Here is a 15,745-nt window from a genome sequence, read left to right as displayed (position 1 = left end):
GGCCATGGGCATGCTCAACCACCATTTCGCAGCAGCCGCCTGATCGGCGCAGAGCGACAGCCTACCTCTGACTGCCGCCAATCTTTGCAACAGAGCCTCCGTCGCCATGCTCACCTCGCTTTGGTGCACACGAGTATTGAGCATAGTCGAGATTGGTGCAGATCACTTCTGATATTGAACTGTCAGGAGCTGGCTGCACAACAGCCATTACGCCCAATCAACTGGTGCAGTCGTCTTCTGAAAATGACAGGTGGCAAGCTGTCGCACAACTTAGGACTTATGCGACGGGTGCGATTTTTTGGATACACAATTGTGTATCCATGCGATACTGTCGCCTTATGTCGAGCAAAGACGTTGGCCTCCGTATCCGTGTTGGGCGTCATTGCACATCCCGGAGCGTGACATCATCAACCCGGCCTGCGATCCCATGCACAACGGCAAACTCATCCACACCACCCGCCGTACGCTCCCCGGGTAGCTCAGCGAGGAAACTCTCCGGAAAAGAAAACTTCCGCCGACCAGGATTTCCCATCCTGACGCGAGATCCTGGTGCTCTATCTTTAATGGTCTCTGGCGTGGACTTGATTAGCGCCGGCCGGGTTTTTTTCACCATCGTCCGCGGCGGGTGCCGTCGGCTGGCCCGCGCCCGCTTTGCGGACGATCTCGTACAGCGTGAACGCGTGCCTGGACAACACCCTGTGCTTGTGGCGGATCAACAATATGGTCTGCGTGGGCGGTTTTTCCTGGATATCGACGATCGCCACCTTGTCCGCGACGTCCAGCGCCTCCAGACAGGGCGGGCACAGCGACAACAGGTCGGAGCGCTTCACATGCGCGATCGCGTCGACAAACGAGTCGCAATGCATGGCGACCCTGGGGCCGCCCAGCCCGTATCTCCGGAACATTTGCGCAAGGCTGGAGCCGCCGCGGTCCAGCGGACCGTTGACGATCCATTCGGCGTCGGCAAGCTCGCTCAGGCGGGTCGCATGCCTGAGCGGGTTCGAAGCCCTGGCCACAATGACGGACTGATGGCTGGAAAGCACATCGACCGCCAGGGAATCGTCCAGGATCGCATCGAAAACCGGACAGATGATGAATTCGACGGTCCCCGCCATCAAGGCGGCCAGCAATTCGGAATACGGGCCATTGCGGCACCGGACCATGACGTCCCCGTGCCGCCCCCGGAATTCTTCGAGCGCGGGCGGCGCCACCACCAGCGCGGCCAGCGGCGAGGCGCCGATCGAGACGACGGGCCGCCCCTGCATTTTCATGGACGCCTCGGTTTCGACCCGGGCCACCTCGGAAAGAATCAGCCGCGCCCGCGGAAGCAGGTGCTCGCCGCTGGGTGTCAGGGTAATGCCGCGCGAGTTCCTGACCAGCAGCTCAGTGCCCAGGGAAATTTCCAGCCGCTTGATGGACTTGGTCAGCGAAACCTGGCTTTGCTGGCCATGCAAGGCGGCACGCCGCAGGCTGCCGTGCTCGACGGCCAGAACGAAATCCCGCAGCTGCTGAAGCGTCAATTCGATTCTTCCCGAAAATACGCGACCGCACTGGCCAGGCCGCCCCTTCCGGCTATTGGGCCTGAAGGTTCATGGCTCTCAGGGTCTGCTTCCAGCGCTCGGCCTCGCCGCGCAGCAGGGTGTCGGTTTGCGCGGCTGTATTGGACTGCGTCACGTACACACCAAGGTCCCGCAAGCGCTGCTTGACACCCGGGTCGGCGATCGCCTGGTTCAAGGCTTTGTTGGCCACGGCGACCGCTTCGTCCGGCGTGCCGGCCGGCGCCACCATCGCGTACCACGACAATACCTGGGCCTCGGGGAATCCGGCTTCCTTCAGGGTGGGGACATCCGGAATCTCGCTGACCCGCTCGGGGGCGACTACCGCGAGCGCAGTCAGTTTACCGTCTTTCAGGTAAGGCAGCGCAGTGCTCAGGGGCAGCATGGCGAAAGACAGCTTGCCTTTGAGCAGCTCGGGCATGCCCAGCGGCGTGCCTTTATAAGGGATGGCGAACAGGTCGATGCCGGCCGACTTCTTCAGCATTTCGGTATTCAAATGCATGGAAGTGCCGACCCCGGGCATGAGATAGTTCAATTCCCCCGGCGCCTGCTTGGCTTTGGCCACGAAATCGCGCAATGTGGTCACGCCCAGCGACGCGGGCACGACCGCGACCACGGGCGCCGTGGCAAGCTGCGCGATCCCGCGAAAGCTCTTGACGGGATCCCAGCTGACGCCCTTGACCAGCACCGGGCTCGTCACGAAGCTCAGCGTCGCCAGCAGCCAGGTGTGCCCGTCGGGGCGCGCGTTGGCGACGGTGGTGGTGCCGGTAATGCTTTGCCCGCCGGGCTTGGCTTCCACCACCATGGGCACCCCCATGATGGATGAGGCCTTATCGGCGATCACCCTGGCCACCAGGTCCGGCGTGCCGCCGGCCGGGAACGGCGCGACGATCGTGATCGGCCCCGTCGGATACGATTGCGCGTGCGCGAAAGCCGCCGGCCAGATCGCGGCGAATGAAACCATCAAACAGGATAAGGTCCGCATGAACATATTGTCTCCTCAGGAATGATCGAAGCGGCGGCGGGAAATCCCCGGCCGCCGCCCTCCGAAAAACCGCTATTAAAACCGCTATTTATTCGTTGGCCAGTTCTTCACGGATCCGCGCCAGCTCCACATTCCGGGGCCGGGTGATTGCGTACGCCCTGCCGCGATACGCCTGGGGCCGGGAAGCCAGGGCTGGCGCATTGCCCTTGACCAGCTCGTCGGCGGCCTGCAACAGCGACCGGCGGCATTGCACGATGGGAAGATCGGTCTTGACCAGCCGCTCGCGGCTGCGGTCGTGAATGCGCCCCTGGCTTTCCTGGATCGCCAGGTCCTGCAACTGCGCGCTGGGAATGCCCGTGAACGACCGGGTGCGCTGCTCGGCCCTGTCCTGCAGATAATCGTTCTCCCGGGTCCCCTTGGGCAGATAAGTCCCCGGAACCAGCTCGGCATAATCGAATGCGCCGTGCTTGTAGCCTTCGATCTCCTGCTCCGTCAGCGCGCGTTCCGCATGCCAGCGGATGCGATACCACCAGCAGTTTTCGTCGTCGATGGGAACGAAAATATTGGCCCGGCACACATTGCCCGGCGCGGTCGGCACCACCACGATGACAGGCATGAACCAGCGGGCAATGCGCCAATAGTAGGCGTCGGCGCCGGCTTCGCGGCGCGCGGCAATCTGCAGGCCATGCTCGACCCGGTCACAGAAAATCGTGGGGCGTCCGTCGTCTTCGGAATACTTGATCATCTCGCCCAGCCCGAAGGTGTCCGCCTTGCCCGTGCCCCCTTCGAGATCCTTGTGCAGGAACGAGATATGGGAATAATCGATGCTGCCCTCGAGCGCCTGCAGGTAGTTGCACTTCATGAGGCATTTCGAGACATAGCGCTGCTCGGGCGCGACCCGGCAGAAGTCGAGCTCGGGCACGTCGGCGGGCGGCTGCGCCGGGCCCATGTAGGCCCAGACGATGCCGCCGTGCTCCCGGGTTTCGTACGCGGTGGTGCCCATCCGCTTCAAGACCTCCGGCCCACAGGCATCGGTCGGGATATCGACGCACTGGCCGCGGACATCGAACTTCCAGCCGTGATACGCACAGCGTAGGCCCGACCCTTCGTTGCGTCCCAGATAGAGCTCGGCGCGGCGATGGGGGCAATAGGCGCTCAGCAATCCGACCTTGCCGTCGGTATCCCGGAAGGCCACCAGCTCTTCGCCCAACAGCGTCACCCGCAGCGGCGGGCCGTCGTTCTCCGGCAGTTCCTCCGACAACAGGGCGGGCAGCCAGAATTGGCGCAGCAAGTCGCCCATGGGCGTGCCCTGGTCGATGTGAGTCAGTGTGATGTTTTCTTCGAAACGCATGCTCGATTCCTTGTTCCGATGCCACCCTGGCCATGCGTCATGCGGCGAAATAGCCTGTGACCCGTTGCCCGTGTCACGTGGCACCTGCCGGGTGATGCTGCGTAACTCAGTGGCGCGGTGACGCAGTGGCGCAGTGATGCGGTGATGCGGTGATGCGGTGGCCGGTATCGTACTGTGCCCGGATCCGGCTCAATAGAGCCATCTTCGGATCGGTGATAACCTAAAGATATCGACCCAGCCCGGAGACACGGGATCGCAGCCCCACTCATCCCGCCCTTAAAAGGAGAAGGAAATGTTGCTTACCGACCGGCCCCGGCGCTTGACTTTGATGGCGGCGGCTCTTGCTTCGTCGGCACTGCTCTCCGCGTGCGACACGCTCGACGAATGGAGCGCCGAGGAATACCAGCACAAGTGCGAAAGCCTTGGAATCCATCCCGGTAGCCCGTCGTACGAGCCGTGCATACTGCAGCAACAGAAACCTTTCTCCTGACCAAGGTCCGGACACGGACGTTCCGATGTTGTTCCAACCCTTGACGCTGCGGGGCGTGACGGCACGCAACCGTATCGTCGTGTCGCCGATGTCGCAGTACAAGTCGGTCGATGGCTGCCCCACCGACTGGCACCTGGTGCACCTGGGCAAGTTCGCGCTGGGCGGCGCCGGCATCGTCTTCTGCGAAGAGACCTCGGTCTCCCAGCGCTCGCGCAAGACCTACGACTGCCCGGGCATCTACACCGATGCACAGGCCAAGGCCTGGCGCCGCATTACCGATTTCCTGCGCGAGCAGGGTACGGTCAGCGCCATCCAGCTGGGCCATGCAGGCCGCAAGGTGGCGACGCGGGCGCCGTGGGAGGGCTTCTCGCCGCTGGGGGAGGCGGACGCCGCCCAGGGCCGCCCGCCCTGGTCAGGCCTGGCTCCCAGCCCCATTCCGTTCAAGGAAGGGGCGATGGTGCCCAAGGAAATGGATCGCGACGACATCCGGGCGGTGATCCAGGCGCACGTCGATGCGGCCAAGCGTTCGTTGGACGCGGGCTTCGACATCTGCGAGATACACGGTGCGCACGGCTACATCATCCAGCAGTTCCTGTCGCCGATCACCAACCATCGCACCGATGGCTACGGCGGCGACATCGAAGGACGCATGCGCTTCGGCCTGGAGCTGATCGAGGCGGTCCGGGCTGCGTGGCCGGCCGACCGGCCGCTGTTCTTCCGCGGGTCGTGCGTGGATGGCCGCGGCGGCATCTGGAGCCTGGAGGACACGATCGTGCTGGCGGGCCGGCTGAAGGAGCGCGGGGTGGACATGTTCGATTGCTCGTCGGGCGGGATCGACGGTCCGCTCACGCTGCATGTGGTGCCGCGCGTGCCGGGCTACCACGTGCCGTTCGCGCGGCGCATCCGCAAGGAGGTGGGCATCCCCACCATGGCCGTGGGCTTGATCCGTGAGGCGCGGCAGGCCGAAGGCTATCTGCAGGCGGGCGACTGCGACCTGGTGGCGCTGGCGCGCGAGATGATGTGGAACCCGAACTGGGCGGCGCACGCGGCGCGCGAGCTGGGCCTGGCGCGGCCGCACGAACTGCTGCCGCAGAACTACGCGTGGTGGCTGCAGAAGCGCGAAGAAACCCTTGAACTTTCCAGGACATCCACCCATGAACAGCCCGTCTCCTGAAGGCCGTCCCTTTGCCGAACTGTATGACGTCTCCATGCATTACGGCGGGGTCGACGGCACGCTTGCACTCGAGAATCTGAACATGACCGTCAACCGCGGCGAACTGGTCGCGGTGGTGGGGCCGTCGGGATGCGGGAAGTCGACCCTGATGCGATTGATGAGCGGCCTATGGCTGCCGACCGACGGCGGTGTGATCATCGATGGCAAGGAAGTGGACCAGCCGCTGTCGATCGTCGGCATGGCGTTCCAGAATCCCACGCTGCTGCCGTGGCGCACGATTCTCGACAATGTCATGCTGCCGCTCGAAGTCGCGACCGGGCATCGCAGCCGCCTGCGCGCCCACAAGGCCGACTACGTGGCCAAGGCGCAGGAGCTGCTCGAACTGGTCGGGCTGGGCGGGTTCGGCGCCAAGCTGCCGCATCAATTGTCGGGCGGCATGCAGCAGCGGGCGTCGCTGTGCCGGGCGCTGATCCACGAGCCGGCGCTGTTGATGCTGGACGAACCGTTCGCCGCCCTGGATATCTTCACGCGCGAGGACCTGTGGTCGGTCCTGCAGAACGTCTGGATGGCCCGGCGCCCTACGGTGATGCTGGTTACGCACGATCTGCGGGAGGCGGTCTACCTGGCCGACAGGGTGGTGGTCATGTCGTCACGCCCGGGCCGGGTGATCGCCGAGCACGTGGTGCCGTTCCCCCGTCCGCGCAGGCGCGAGGATACGTTCTCGCCTGAATTCAATGCCCTGGTCCATGAATTGCGCGAAGCCATCGAAGTCGCGCGTGGCCGGCAAGACAGTCTTGAAGAGGTCGAACATGCAGCGTGACAATGCCTTGCCTATCAACGAGGTGCGTCGAGCCACGCGCAGCAGCCGGGCCGCCGCGCGCGCGGCTGCGCTGAAACGCCGGCGCCGCCTGGAGCGTGTGCTGCCATGGCTGGTCATCCTGGGGTTCTTCCTGGTTTGGGAAGCTGCGGTTCGCGGCCTTGGCATCGCGGATTTCGTATTGCCGCCGCCCTCGGCCATCGCCCAGGGCATGATCAAGTGGTGGGAGCCGCTGCTGGTCGACGCCGGACACACCCTGGTGTCCACGACAATAGGGTTCGCTTTCGCCGTCGTGCTCGGCATCGTCACCGGAGTCGCCATCGGGGCGTCCACGCTGGTCTACCGCGGGCTCTATCCTCTGCTCGTGGCGTTCAACAGCATTCCCAAGGTCGCGCTGGTGCCGGTGCTGGTACTGTGGTTCGGCGTCAATACCGTACCCGCCATCATCACCGCATTTGCCATCAGCTTCTTTCCCATCGTGGTCAACGTCGCAACCGGCATCGCCACCATCGAGCCGGAGCAGCGCGACGTGTTGCGCGCGTTGGGCGCGCGCCCGCTGGACATCGTGCGCAAGGTCGGGCTGCCGCGTGCCATGCCGTATTTCTTCGCCTCGCTCAAGATCGCGATCACCGTGGCCTTCGTCGGCAGCATCACCGCGGAAACGGTGTCCTCCGAGCATGGGATCGGCCATTTGATGATGGCGGCTTCCGCCAGTTTCGACGTGCCGCTGGTATTTGCCGGGTTGATCGTGACCAGTGTCATGGGCATCGCGATGTACACCATCGCGGCCGCCATCGAAAAGCGCACCACGACGTGGGCGACGCGTGGCCAGAACGATCTGGAGAATGGCGGACACTGACGGATCAGCTTCGGGACGTACGTACGGTAGCCAGTGGCAGGAAGAGTGTGCGCGGCGAGTCCGGCAAAGCGATGAATCCATGGTATCGGTAGAAAGCCGCCGCTGCCTCGTCCTTGGCGTCCACCATCAGCGCGTAGGCGGCGACTTCCGAACGGGCGGCCCGGTCAAGCGCATCGGCTAGCAGCGCGCCGCCTAGGCCCTGGCCCTTGAATGTCTGATCCACGGCCAGGCGTCCCATGCGAACGGCGGGTACGGTCGGATAGCGGGGCAGTTTCTTGCCGACACTAGCTGGCAGATCCGTCAGCAGCAGACTGGCCGAGGCCAATGTGTAGTAGCCCGCGATGCGCTGCCCATCGGCCATGGCCACGAAACAGGCCGCCACTCGGCGGCGGACATCCTGCGACACTTGTTCTCGCAGGTAGCGATTCAGAGGCTCCGAATCGCAATTGAATGCTGTACGGTCATGAGTCGCATCGAGGGATCCGACCAGGAAAGGCGCATTCCTCATTCAGCACGCAAGAGTTTGCGGCGACGAGCCATTGCGCGCTTCAAGGCCGGGGTGGGGGGCGGGGGCTCCATCAAAGCCTGAGCAAAACACTCTTGGTCGGCCAGCGACAAACGAATGACCTCGGCCTGTTCGATAGCCCGCTGAGCGGCATCCTGAACCGCGGCAACGATGAAATCAGTCATGGTCCTGCCCTGGAGTTCGGCGGCGCGTTTGAGCATCGAATGCAGGTCGGTACTGATTCGAGCTTCGAGACGAGCGGTGGAAACGGCTGTAGACATGGTGCTGTCCTCCTATTTCGATCATACGGCAAATTGCCGTACAAATCAAAAGTAGGGATGCTTGAATCGGCATGCCCTGGCAACAGCCCGCGATACCTACCGCTTATCCAACTGGTCGTACACGGCCGACGCCACCCGCGCCAGCTCGTCCTTGGAAACCCCCGCCGACAGCGCATAGCCGAAGGGCCCGTCTATCCAGTAGAAGACATTGATGCCGCCCTCGCGCGCGAAGCGGAAGGCCGTGTCCGGATTGCCGTCGCGCTCGGTGCTGACGTACAGGGTCAGGCGCTGCCCGCCGGCGTCCTGGTACATGAACTGGGCCACGGGGCCTTCGCTGCCGGGCAGCAGGCGGCCGCCGACCAGTTCAAAGCCCAGGCCGCCCAGCTTGGGCGCCCGCACGTCCCGGCCCAACCGCCGCGACAGCCAGGTGACGAGCTGGGCTTCCTGGTCCGCGCCGATCTCGACCGGCCGGCGCACGTCCGGACTATAGACTGCGTGGGCGATGGCGGCCTGCTGGGGCAACGACGGCCGCGCGTCGGCCAGGGCCGAGGCCTGGTAGCGGCCGTGTCCCCACCAGCCCGCCATGCCGCCCAGCAGGGCCAGCATGAGGCCGGCGGCAATGCGCAGGGCGGGCCACGGCGGGCGACTGCGCCGGGCGCCTGGCGGGACCGCCGCGGCTTCCAGCGCGGGCGGGATCGGTTCGTCCAGTACCGGCTCGAACAGCCGTTGCAGCGCGCGCTTCTGTTCCTGCCAGGCCCGCACGCGCACGGCGGCGTCCGGATGGGCGGCCAGATGGGCCCCCACGTCGGCCCGCCGCGCGGGCGACAGCTCGCCGTCGACGTAGGCATGCAGATCGGCTTCGGTGATGGGCATCATGGTTTCACTTGATCATCCGCAGTGTTCCGGCCGCGGGCGGCTGTCCGTCCAGGATCTGCCGCAGGCGCTCCCGCCCCCGCGACAGCCGGGACATGACGGTCCCCAGCGGGATGCCCAGAGTGTCCGCGACCTCCGTGTAGCGCATGCCTTCCAGCGCGACCAGCAGCAGGACCGCCCGCTGTTCCTCCGGCAACTGCGCCAGCGCATGCTCCAGGTCCTCGAGCTCGATGCCGTCCGCCTGCGTGGGCCGCGACGGCATGTCGTCCAGGGCTTCGTTCCACGGCACGGTGTTCAACCGCTGTCCCCGCAACTGGTCCACGCGCAGGTTGTGCATGATGGACAGCAGCCACGCGCCCAGGTCGCGCCCGATGTGCCACGTGTGCAGGCGCGCCCACGCGCGTTCCAGGGTGTCCTGCACGAGATCGTCGGCCGCCGCGCGATCGCCCGCCAGCGCGCGGGCATAGCGCCGCAGACGCGGAAGCAGGGCGGTCACCGCGCGGCTGTCCATGGGCCGGTCAGGTCAGGGCTTGGCGACGTGCCAGACGTTGTTGACGCCGTCGCCGGTCTTGTCGCCCGGCTTCTGGTCCTTGACCCAGAAGTACAGCGGCTTGCCCTTGTACGCCCACTGGGCCTTGCCGTCGTCGCGCGTGATGACCGTGTAGTCGCCCTCGGCCTTGTCCGAGGCCGTAGCCATCAGCGGTGGCCAGTTGGTCGCGCACGGGCCGTTGCACACGCTCTTGCCGCTGCCGGCGACGTCCTTGTCGAACACGTAGAGCGTCATGCCGTTGCCGCCGGCCCGCACGCCGTCCTTCGCCTGGGCGGGGGCCGCCTGCGCGGCCGACGCGCCGAACAGGGCCGCCGTTGCCAGCAGCAGGGAGGGCAGAAGCGATGTTTTCCTGGCTACCATGGGATACTCCTTGGTGGTTGATGAAGGGTGCTTGAACGGTATACGGGGGCGGGCCGTCCAATATTCCCTTTGGCGGAAAATTTCGCCGCCTAGCCCATCTGCTGCCTATGCGCCGCGAATCGTTCCTCGATTTCCCTTTGCGCTTCGAACAGATGGTCCACGATCTTGCGTCGCGCCGCGTCGTCCTTCACTCCCCGCGACAGGAAGATCACGTTCAGCGAGGACACGGCCCGATCCTGGAAGCGCAGTGGCACCGCGACGCCGCCGAATTTCGGCTCGTCCGTCCATTCGCCCTGGTTCAAGGCATAGCCGCGCTCACGGGTCTGGGCGATCAGCGTCTGGACGAAACGGTCGTCGGCCGCCAGCCTGGCGTAGTCGTCGGTCCGGCCCTGCAGCAGGTCCAGGATGGCTGCCAGTTCTTCCAGCTGTGCGTAAGCCAGGTAGGCGCGGCCGGCAGCGGTGGTCAGGATGGGTAGCCGGCGGCCGGGCATGCCGGGATGAAAGGACAGAGGGCTGTATGAGCGCGTGGATGCCCGAACGATCATCTCATCGCCTTCCAGCGACACGATGGAGCAGGGCCAGACGATGGCTCTGGATAACGCGCGCATCATGGGCCAGGCGACTTCGGTGATCGCGACGTTGTCACGAAACCCATAGCTCAACTGGTGCACCCGGAATGTCAGCCGGTACAGGTTCGTGGCCGGGTCCCATTCCAGATAGCCGGCCTCGCGCAGCGTCTCCAGAAGGCGCTTGATGGTGGTCCGGTGCATGCCGGTGGTGCGGGTCAGTTCGGCGATGGAGGCCGAGCCGCCGGAACTGCGGTTGAGCGCAGCCAGGATGTCCAGGCCCTTCACCAGAGATTGGCAGAGCCGGTAGCCGCCGTCGAGGTTTCGCGCCATCTGTGCAGATTTCGTGATCGGGGAACGATGCGTCGATCTTACGATAGATGGCGTCCGGTCCCGGGCCGACCGGCGTGACCCCGCGGTCAAGGGCAAGCGCCTGCTTTCAGCACAGGATGAGCGGCTTGACCGCCTGGCCCGCCAGGATCAGCTCGAAGGCGCGAGGTGCCTCGGCCAGGGGAATTCGATGGCTGATGACGGGGTCCAGGTCTATCCGGTTTCCGTAGACGAGCGGCGCGGCGGCCTCCCACGTTTCCCACAGCCTGCGGCCGTGGATGTTGCGGATGGTGGGGCGACTCTTGCGCCATGCGCCGAAATCGAACTCCATCGACCTGCCAGGGGTCGCGCACCAGCGCACTTCGCCCAGCATGCCCACCATGGCGAAGCAATTGTGCACACCATCGGGGTGACCCGTGTACTCGATCACGACGTCCGCCCCTTCTCCCCGGGTCATGTCTCGTACGGCCGTGGCCGCGGACTCGGCGGCTGGATTGATGGCACGGTCCGCGCCCATGCGCAGCGCGGCCTCTCGCCGCTTTGGATTCGGATCGACCGCAATCACCGTGTGTGCGCCGAAGTAGCGTGCGACCGCGACGTTCATCAGGCCGATGGGGCCGCAGCCGTTTACCGCCACTGCGCGGCCAGAAACTCCGCCACCCTCCAGCGTGGCATGGACGGCGATGCCCAGAGGTTCCAACAGCGCGGCCTTTTCGCGGGATACGTCTGGCGGGTTGACCCATGCAATCGCGGCCGGCACCGTGACGTACTCGGCGAAGGTGCCATCGATGTCGATGCCGGGATAGCGCGTGTGGGGGCAGACATGGGCGCGGCCGGTGCGGCAGGCGCGGCAGGTCCAGCAGGGAATGTGGCTTTCCAGGCTGACCAGGTCACCCACCTTGACGTGGACGACACCGGCGCCGGTCTCGACCACCGTTCCGCACATCTCGTGGCCAAGGACGGTGGGAAATTTCAGCCGCTGGGCGAATGCGCCGGCGCCACCATAGAGCTGCATGTCCGTGCCGCAGACGCCCGCTGCGTGCACCTTGACCAGCATCTCGCCTGCATCCGGCGCGCGTACGTCCCGGTCCAGCACTGCCAGCCCGTTCAGGCCTGGCTGTATCTTATTCAAAGACAGCATTGCTCGCTCCTGCCGTTCATTCCGCCTGCAGGCCGGTGCGCCGGGCAGTCTCTATCCAGCGGGTCGATTCGAACTGGATCAGTTTGCCGAACTCGTCGGGGGTGGACGAGGTGGCGACGAGGCCGAGCGAGTACAGCTTCTTCCGGACGTCGTCCTTCTTCAGGATGTCCGCGGTGTCGGCGGCAATCTGCTTCCTGACGGCGTCGGGCGTGCCGTTGGGTACCATGAAACCGAACCAGAAGTCGACGTAGAAGCCTCGACCTCCGCTTTCGTCCGCCGAGGGCACGCCCGGGGCGATGGGCGAGCGCTCGCGTGCCAGGATGGCCAGCGGACGGACCCGGCCGGCCTCGATGAATGGGCGTGCGGCGCTCAGCGTCGCAAGCATGACCTGGACATCGCCTGCCATCAAGGCGTTGAGCGACATCGCCTCGCCGCGATAGTTGACGTTTTGCGCCTTGAAGTTCATGGACTCCGAGAACTGTTCGAAGGCCAGCATGGAGCCGCTGCCGAAGGCACCGTGGTTGACTTTGTCGGGGTGGGCCCGGGCATACTCGGCCAGTTCCTTCATGTTGTTCACCGGCAGCATCTTGTTGACCGCGAGTACGTAGTCTCCGCGGGCCACCAGCGTGACCGGCGTGAGGTCCTTCACGGGATCGAAGCCCGGGTTCTTGAGGAACAGGTTGATGGTGCCGACCGATACCGAGGCCAGCAGGATGGTATAGCCGTCGGCGGCTGCACGAGCCGCATGGCCGGCACCGATGCTGCCGTAGGCGCCCGGCTTGTTCTCGACCACCACGGGCTTTTTCCACTTCTGGCTCAGTTGTTCGGCCAGGGTGCGCGTGGCGCTGTCGGATGAACCTCCGGGTGCGAACGGCACCACGATGGTCACCGGTTTGTCGGGGTAGCCGGCGGCGTGAGCCGACAGTCCGGCCATGGGCAGCAGTGCAGCGGCCAGGTGGGGAACGAAGTTTTTCATGATGTCTCCTGATATGGGAGCCCGAGGGCACTCCGCGCGGCCAGGCCGCTAGATGATGAACGACAGGCCCACGATCGGCTGTCTGCGATGCAGCAGCACGATCTTCTTGTGCTGGATCTTCCAGCCGTCCGCGGTCCGGCTGCACGTCATCGTGCAATGGGCGGGAAAGAGCCGGGTTTCTCCGAGGCCGTTCTGGCGCCAGTCGCCAGAACGCACTTCAGTCAGCAGCAGGGCGAATGTCGCGGAGGCCAGGTCGCCGTTCTCGGCCACGTCCACGTTGGTGATCATGCGCAAGGTATTGGATGCCGGCGACTGCGCCACGCGGGATTGGCGCATGATCTGCTCGACGCGCATGGCCAGGCGCAGGCGGTCGTCGTAGATGACCGATGAATCCTTCAACGGGTCGGCGTGTTCGTCGATCGGCACCCAATAGGTGGCGTCGTCGGCGTACAGCGCGAGCCAGTCGTCGAGCCGGCCCTCGTCCAGCAGACGCGCTTCTTGATGTATGAGTCGATGGATGGGATGGGACATGGATGCTCCGGGCGGGATTGTTCAGCGGGCTGATGCCATCTTCGAGCGCCAGGCACGCCAGAACGCGCGCTGAGGCGTTTCGTCGCTATAGACGCCGACGTGCTCGCCGCACGGCAGGATCTCCTCCTTGTCCAGCCCGCGGCTGAGTGTGATCCAGTCGAAGCAGTTGGCCTTCAGCGCGTTCTGGTTACCCGCGAACACATCGATATCGTCGGCCGACAGGATGCCCGCCGTACCCACCCTGGTCTGGGCGTCCAGCATGCGATTGGCATTGAGCTGCTCATGCGCGTCCTCGATCATCACCGGATAGGAATAGACCTCGGTTCGATCGTGCGCGATGGGCTGGACCACGCGAATGTTGAAATCGAAGATCACCAGGTTGGGGAAGATCAGGAATTGACGGTTGGTCAGGATCTCGGCGGTCTCATCCTCGCCGTACAAGGTCTTCAACTGGTCGTTGTAGGCCTGCCGCACGCGCGGATCGATCCCGCCCGACTCCAGCGGTGCCCCCGCCTCCAGCGTGCCGTGCCCTTCGGGATAGCCTCGCGTGTGGCCTTGCTGGCGCACCGAAGCCTTGAGTTCCCGGTTCTCGAACGATCCGTCGAATTTGCGTACCGTATTGAACGCCGACTTGTGGACGAAGCCCGGATGGTAGCCGTCGTGGACGTTCTCGGCTTGGAATTTCCAGTTGCCGTTGAAGCCGTACTTGTGCGAAGTGGCCAGGCGGTAGCGGCTGCCTGCGGCGCGCTTGAGCCAGATGTCGATGTGCCGCCGGGCACCGCCCAGGAATGTCTCCAGGTCTTCCACGCCAGGATTGAAGGAGCCGAAGATCAGGCCTCCGTAGGATGCGATGCGGGGAACGGGCCTGAGGTTCTTGTCGGATTTGTCGAAGCCAGTCGGATAGCGCGCTTCGTCCGGAATACCGAGCAGTTCGCCCGACGGACGGAAAGACCAGCCGTGATACGGGCAGACGAAAGACCGGGTATTGCCCTTTTCCTCGCGGCACAGCGTGGCGCCGCGGTGCGCACAGGCATTCAGGAACGCGTGCACGCCACCTTCGCGGCCGCGCGCGACGACGACCGGCCGTGTCCCGATCTGGGTCGACTTGAAATCGCCGGGCTCGGCGATTTCGCTTTCATGGCAAAGGTAGATCCAGGTCCGGTAGAAAATCTTCTCCATTTCTTGCTCGAAGATCTCCGGACCGCGGTACGCCGCGGTGGCGACGCGGAACTCGTTGGGCTGTTCGTCCACCATGCTGGCGAACGGACGGGATTCCAGCCGGACATTCATATTTCTACTCCTACTTCTGGACCGGCGCATCCTATGGGTGGCTGTTGCGGACATCAACGATCACGTGCACGAAGGTGCACAATGTGCACCCCTATGGGCGCTTCGAGTCCTTAAAGTCCAGGCTTTGCGGATAAAGCATGAGGTGATCGAGTGACTGCGACGCGAGCTTTCCTTGGGATGTCGCACACCCCGTTGTTCGGATTGAACCCGCTGGCCAGCGATGTCCAGAGGACGCTGGATGCGGCCATCGCCCAGGCCCGCGAACTGGTGCGCGCCTTCGATCCTCAGCTGGTGGTGCTGGCCGGGCCCGATCACTACAACGGCTTCTTCAATGAATTAATGCCGCCGTTCTGCCTGGGCAGCGCTGCGCGCTCGGTGGGCGACTATCTGACGCCGGCCGGCGCACTGAATGTCGACGAATCCACCGTGTTGGCACTGGCGGATCACTTGATGGATGCGGGTTTCGACATCGCGCTGTCTCGTCGCATGCAGGTTGACCACGGTTTCGTGCAGGCGTTGCAGTTCCTGTGGGGCGACCTGGATACACCGCCGGTCGTCCCCTTGTTCCTGAACGCTGTCGCCCAGCCGGGCATTCCACGTCTGCGCCGTTGCTTGCAGCTGGGCCAGGAGCTTGGCCGCTTCCTGGACGCGCTGCCGCGTCGAACCTTGCTGATCGGATCGGGCGGCCTTTCGCACGAGCCGCCGGTTCCGACCCTGGCGCATCCCGATCCCGCGGTGCGCGAACGCATCATCGTCCGGCAGGAGCCCACGTCCGCTGAGCGTGACGCCAAGACCGCGCGCGTGATGGCTGCTGGTATGGCCCTGGCAGGCGGCGCGCCGGACATGAAACCGCTCAACCCGGAGTGGGATGCTCGCTGGATGGACGCACTGGCCGGGGGAGACCTGCAAGCCCTGGCGGCCTGGAATGAAGATGCCATCGCCTGCGAGGCAGGCTTGTCCGCCCATGAATCCAAGACCTGGCTGGTCGCCCGCGCGGCCCTGCCATCCCGGCCGCTGCCCTGTGGGCTGAGGCACTACCAGGCCATCCCGGAACTCATCGCCGGCTACGGCATCCTGTTCATGCAGGACAAATGACCCATCGACCCGAGG

Annotated in this window: 18 protein-coding genes; 5 read left to right on the top strand and 13 right to left on the bottom strand. The window is 64.8% G+C overall.

All coding sequences use genetic code 11. The annotated features are described in order from the left end of the window. Nucleotides 1-560: 560 nt before the first annotated feature. The 3 genes from ABD104_RS10985 to ABD104_RS10975 all read right to left on the bottom strand — a co-directional run bounded on the left by ABD104_RS10985 (nucleotide 561) and on the right by ABD104_RS10975 (nucleotide 3,892). Nucleotides 561-1,520 carry a LysR family transcriptional regulator gene (locus ABD104_RS10985; RefSeq protein WP_070401330.1) on the bottom strand — a complete coding sequence of 320 codons (960 nt, stop codon included), beginning with the start codon at nucleotides 1,518-1,520 and terminating at the stop codon, nucleotides 561-563. A 52-nt stretch (nucleotides 1,521-1,572) separates the two neighbouring features. Then, the gene (locus tag ABD104_RS10980; RefSeq protein ID WP_343927520.1) at nucleotides 1,573-2,547 is read right to left on the bottom strand and encodes a Bug family tripartite tricarboxylate transporter substrate binding protein; all 975 of its coding nucleotides are present in this window, start codon (nucleotides 2,545-2,547) and stop codon (nucleotides 1,573-1,575) included. Between the two features lie 82 nt (nucleotides 2,548-2,629). Continuing rightward, nucleotides 2,630-3,892 (bottom strand): Rieske 2Fe-2S domain-containing protein, encoded by a 1,263-nt coding sequence (locus ABD104_RS10975; protein WP_070401332.1) that lies wholly within the window; start codon nucleotides 3,890-3,892, stop codon nucleotides 2,630-2,632. A 292-nt stretch (nucleotides 3,893-4,184) separates the two neighbouring features. On the opposite strand from ABD104_RS10975, the gene ABD104_RS10970 reads away from it, so the two are divergent. Genes ABD104_RS10970 through ABD104_RS10955 form a run of 4 tightly spaced genes read left to right on the top strand, consistent with a single transcriptional unit; the run spans nucleotide 4,185 to nucleotide 7,232 of the window. Next, nucleotides 4,185-4,382, top strand: coding sequence for a hypothetical protein (locus ABD104_RS10970; RefSeq protein ID WP_132979444.1), 198 nt, complete (start codon nucleotides 4,185-4,187; stop codon nucleotides 4,380-4,382). 25 nt (nucleotides 4,383-4,407) lie between these two features. Beyond that, entirely contained in the window at nucleotides 4,408-5,556 is a 1,149-nt protein-coding gene (locus ABD104_RS10965) for an NADH:flavin oxidoreductase/NADH oxidase (protein ID WP_087836765.1), read from the top strand. After that, nucleotides 5,537-6,376: an ABC transporter ATP-binding protein gene (locus ABD104_RS10960; RefSeq protein ID WP_217896286.1), complete on the top strand. Its 840-nt coding sequence runs from the start codon at nucleotides 5,537-5,539 to the stop codon at nucleotides 6,374-6,376. Before ABD104_RS10965 ends, ABD104_RS10960 begins: the two co-directional genes overlap by 20 nt. After that, nucleotides 6,366-7,232 carry an ABC transporter permease gene (locus ABD104_RS10955; protein WP_087836764.1) on the top strand — a complete coding sequence of 289 codons (867 nt, stop codon included), beginning with the start codon at nucleotides 6,366-6,368 and terminating at the stop codon, nucleotides 7,230-7,232. Before ABD104_RS10960 ends, ABD104_RS10955 begins: the two co-directional genes overlap by 11 nt. A 4-nt stretch (nucleotides 7,233-7,236) precedes the next feature. Here the strand turns inward: ABD104_RS10955 and ABD104_RS10950 are convergent, their stop codons facing one another. The 10 genes from ABD104_RS10950 to ABD104_RS10905 form a co-directional block, all read right to left on the bottom strand. Beyond that, nucleotides 7,237-7,740, bottom strand: a complete 504-nt coding sequence (locus tag ABD104_RS10950) for a GNAT family N-acetyltransferase (RefSeq protein ID WP_087836763.1) — start codon at nucleotides 7,738-7,740, stop codon at nucleotides 7,237-7,239. Next, a complete protein-coding gene (locus ABD104_RS10945; protein WP_087836762.1) occupies nucleotides 7,737-8,018 on the bottom strand; it encodes a type II toxin-antitoxin system TacA family antitoxin in 282 nt (93 codons plus the stop codon). Before ABD104_RS10945 ends, ABD104_RS10950 begins: the two co-directional genes overlap by 4 nt. Nucleotides 8,019-8,114: 96 nt before the next feature. Further along, a complete protein-coding gene (locus ABD104_RS10940; RefSeq protein ID WP_087836761.1) occupies nucleotides 8,115-8,894 on the bottom strand; it encodes an anti-sigma factor family protein in 780 nt (259 codons plus the stop codon). Between the two features lie 4 nt (nucleotides 8,895-8,898). Beyond that, nucleotides 8,899-9,402 carry a sigma-70 family RNA polymerase sigma factor gene (locus ABD104_RS10935; RefSeq protein WP_087836760.1) on the bottom strand — a complete coding sequence of 168 codons (504 nt, stop codon included), beginning with the start codon at nucleotides 9,400-9,402 and terminating at the stop codon, nucleotides 8,899-8,901. A 12-nt stretch (nucleotides 9,403-9,414) separates the two neighbouring features. Next, nucleotides 9,415-9,801 carry a COG4315 family predicted lipoprotein gene (locus ABD104_RS10930; protein ID WP_279820824.1) on the bottom strand — a complete coding sequence of 129 codons (387 nt, stop codon included), beginning with the start codon at nucleotides 9,799-9,801 and terminating at the stop codon, nucleotides 9,415-9,417. A gap of 89 nt (nucleotides 9,802-9,890) precedes the next feature. Continuing rightward, on the bottom strand, nucleotides 9,891-10,700 hold the full coding sequence (locus ABD104_RS10925; RefSeq protein WP_087836758.1) for an IclR family transcriptional regulator domain-containing protein: 810 nt from the start codon (nucleotides 10,698-10,700) through the stop codon (nucleotides 9,891-9,893). A gap of 106 nt (nucleotides 10,701-10,806) precedes the next feature. After that, entirely contained in the window at nucleotides 10,807-11,838 is a 1,032-nt protein-coding gene (locus ABD104_RS10920) for an alcohol dehydrogenase catalytic domain-containing protein (protein WP_279820822.1), read from the bottom strand. Nucleotides 11,839-11,854: 16 nt separating this feature from the next. After that, a complete protein-coding gene (locus tag ABD104_RS10915) occupies nucleotides 11,855-12,814 on the bottom strand; it encodes a Bug family tripartite tricarboxylate transporter substrate binding protein (protein WP_132979452.1) in 960 nt (319 codons plus the stop codon). Between the two features lie 48 nt (nucleotides 12,815-12,862). After that, nucleotides 12,863-13,345 (bottom strand): aromatic-ring-hydroxylating dioxygenase subunit beta, encoded by a 483-nt coding sequence (locus ABD104_RS10910; protein WP_087836755.1) that lies wholly within the window; start codon nucleotides 13,343-13,345, stop codon nucleotides 12,863-12,865. A gap of 21 nt (nucleotides 13,346-13,366) precedes the next feature. Next, a complete protein-coding gene (locus tag ABD104_RS10905) occupies nucleotides 13,367-14,635 on the bottom strand; it encodes an aromatic ring-hydroxylating oxygenase subunit alpha (protein WP_165963108.1) in 1,269 nt (422 codons plus the stop codon). A 150-nt stretch (nucleotides 14,636-14,785) separates the two neighbouring features. On the opposite strand from ABD104_RS10905, the gene ABD104_RS10900 reads away from it, so the two are divergent. Then, nucleotides 14,786-15,730 carry a 3-carboxyethylcatechol 2,3-dioxygenase gene (locus ABD104_RS10900; RefSeq protein ID WP_254914536.1) on the top strand — a complete coding sequence of 315 codons (945 nt, stop codon included), beginning with the start codon at nucleotides 14,786-14,788 and terminating at the stop codon, nucleotides 15,728-15,730. The last annotated feature ends 15 nt before the right edge of the window (nucleotides 15,731-15,745 follow it).

Source organism: Pigmentiphaga daeguensis (assembly GCF_039523035.1).
GTDB lineage: Bacteria > Pseudomonadota > Gammaproteobacteria > Burkholderiales > Burkholderiaceae_B > Pigmentiphaga > Pigmentiphaga daeguensis.
This window is presented reverse-complemented; position numbering and strand designations above follow the sequence as displayed.

Excerpts from the sequence above, each read along its gene's own strand:
- ABD104_RS10915 (WP_132979452.1), bottom strand. The coding sequence starts at position 12,814 with ATGAAAAACTTCGTTCCCCACCTGGCCGCTGCACTGCTGCCCATGGCC.
- ABD104_RS10920 (WP_279820822.1), bottom strand. The coding sequence starts at position 11,838 with ATGCTGTCTTTGAATAAGATACAGCCAGGCCTGAACGGGCTGGCAGTG.
- ABD104_RS10935 (WP_087836760.1), bottom strand. The coding sequence starts at position 9,402 with ATGGACAGCCGCGCGGTGACCGCCCTGCTTCCGCGTCTGCGGCGCTAT.
- ABD104_RS10960 (WP_217896286.1), top strand. The coding sequence starts at position 5,537 with ATGAACAGCCCGTCTCCTGAAGGCCGTCCCTTTGCCGAACTGTATGAC.
- ABD104_RS10975 (WP_070401332.1), bottom strand. The coding sequence starts at position 3,892 with ATGCGTTTCGAAGAAAACATCACACTGACTCACATCGACCAGGGCACG.
- ABD104_RS10970 (WP_132979444.1), top strand. The coding sequence starts at position 4,185 with ATGTTGCTTACCGACCGGCCCCGGCGCTTGACTTTGATGGCGGCGGCT.
- ABD104_RS10980 (WP_343927520.1), bottom strand. The coding sequence starts at position 2,547 with ATGTTCATGCGGACCTTATCCTGTTTGATGGTTTCATTCGCCGCGATC.
- ABD104_RS10940 (WP_087836761.1), bottom strand. The coding sequence starts at position 8,894 with ATGATGCCCATCACCGAAGCCGATCTGCATGCCTACGTCGACGGCGAG.
- ABD104_RS10955 (WP_087836764.1), top strand. The coding sequence starts at position 6,366 with ATGCAGCGTGACAATGCCTTGCCTATCAACGAGGTGCGTCGAGCCACG.
- ABD104_RS10950 (WP_087836763.1), bottom strand. The coding sequence starts at position 7,740 with ATGAGGAATGCGCCTTTCCTGGTCGGATCCCTCGATGCGACTCATGAC.
- ABD104_RS10925 (WP_087836758.1), bottom strand. The coding sequence starts at position 10,700 with ATGGCGCGAAACCTCGACGGCGGCTACCGGCTCTGCCAATCTCTGGTG.
- ABD104_RS10905 (WP_165963108.1), bottom strand. The coding sequence starts at position 14,635 with ATGAATGTCCGGCTGGAATCCCGTCCGTTCGCCAGCATGGTGGACGAA.
- ABD104_RS10965 (WP_087836765.1), top strand. The coding sequence starts at position 4,408 with ATGTTGTTCCAACCCTTGACGCTGCGGGGCGTGACGGCACGCAACCGT.
- ABD104_RS10930 (WP_279820824.1), bottom strand. The coding sequence starts at position 9,801 with ATGGTAGCCAGGAAAACATCGCTTCTGCCCTCCCTGCTGCTGGCAACG.
- ABD104_RS10945 (WP_087836762.1), bottom strand. The coding sequence starts at position 8,018 with ATGTCTACAGCCGTTTCCACCGCTCGTCTCGAAGCTCGAATCAGTACC.
- ABD104_RS10910 (WP_087836755.1), bottom strand. The coding sequence starts at position 13,345 with ATGTCCCATCCCATCCATCGACTCATACATCAAGAAGCGCGTCTGCTG.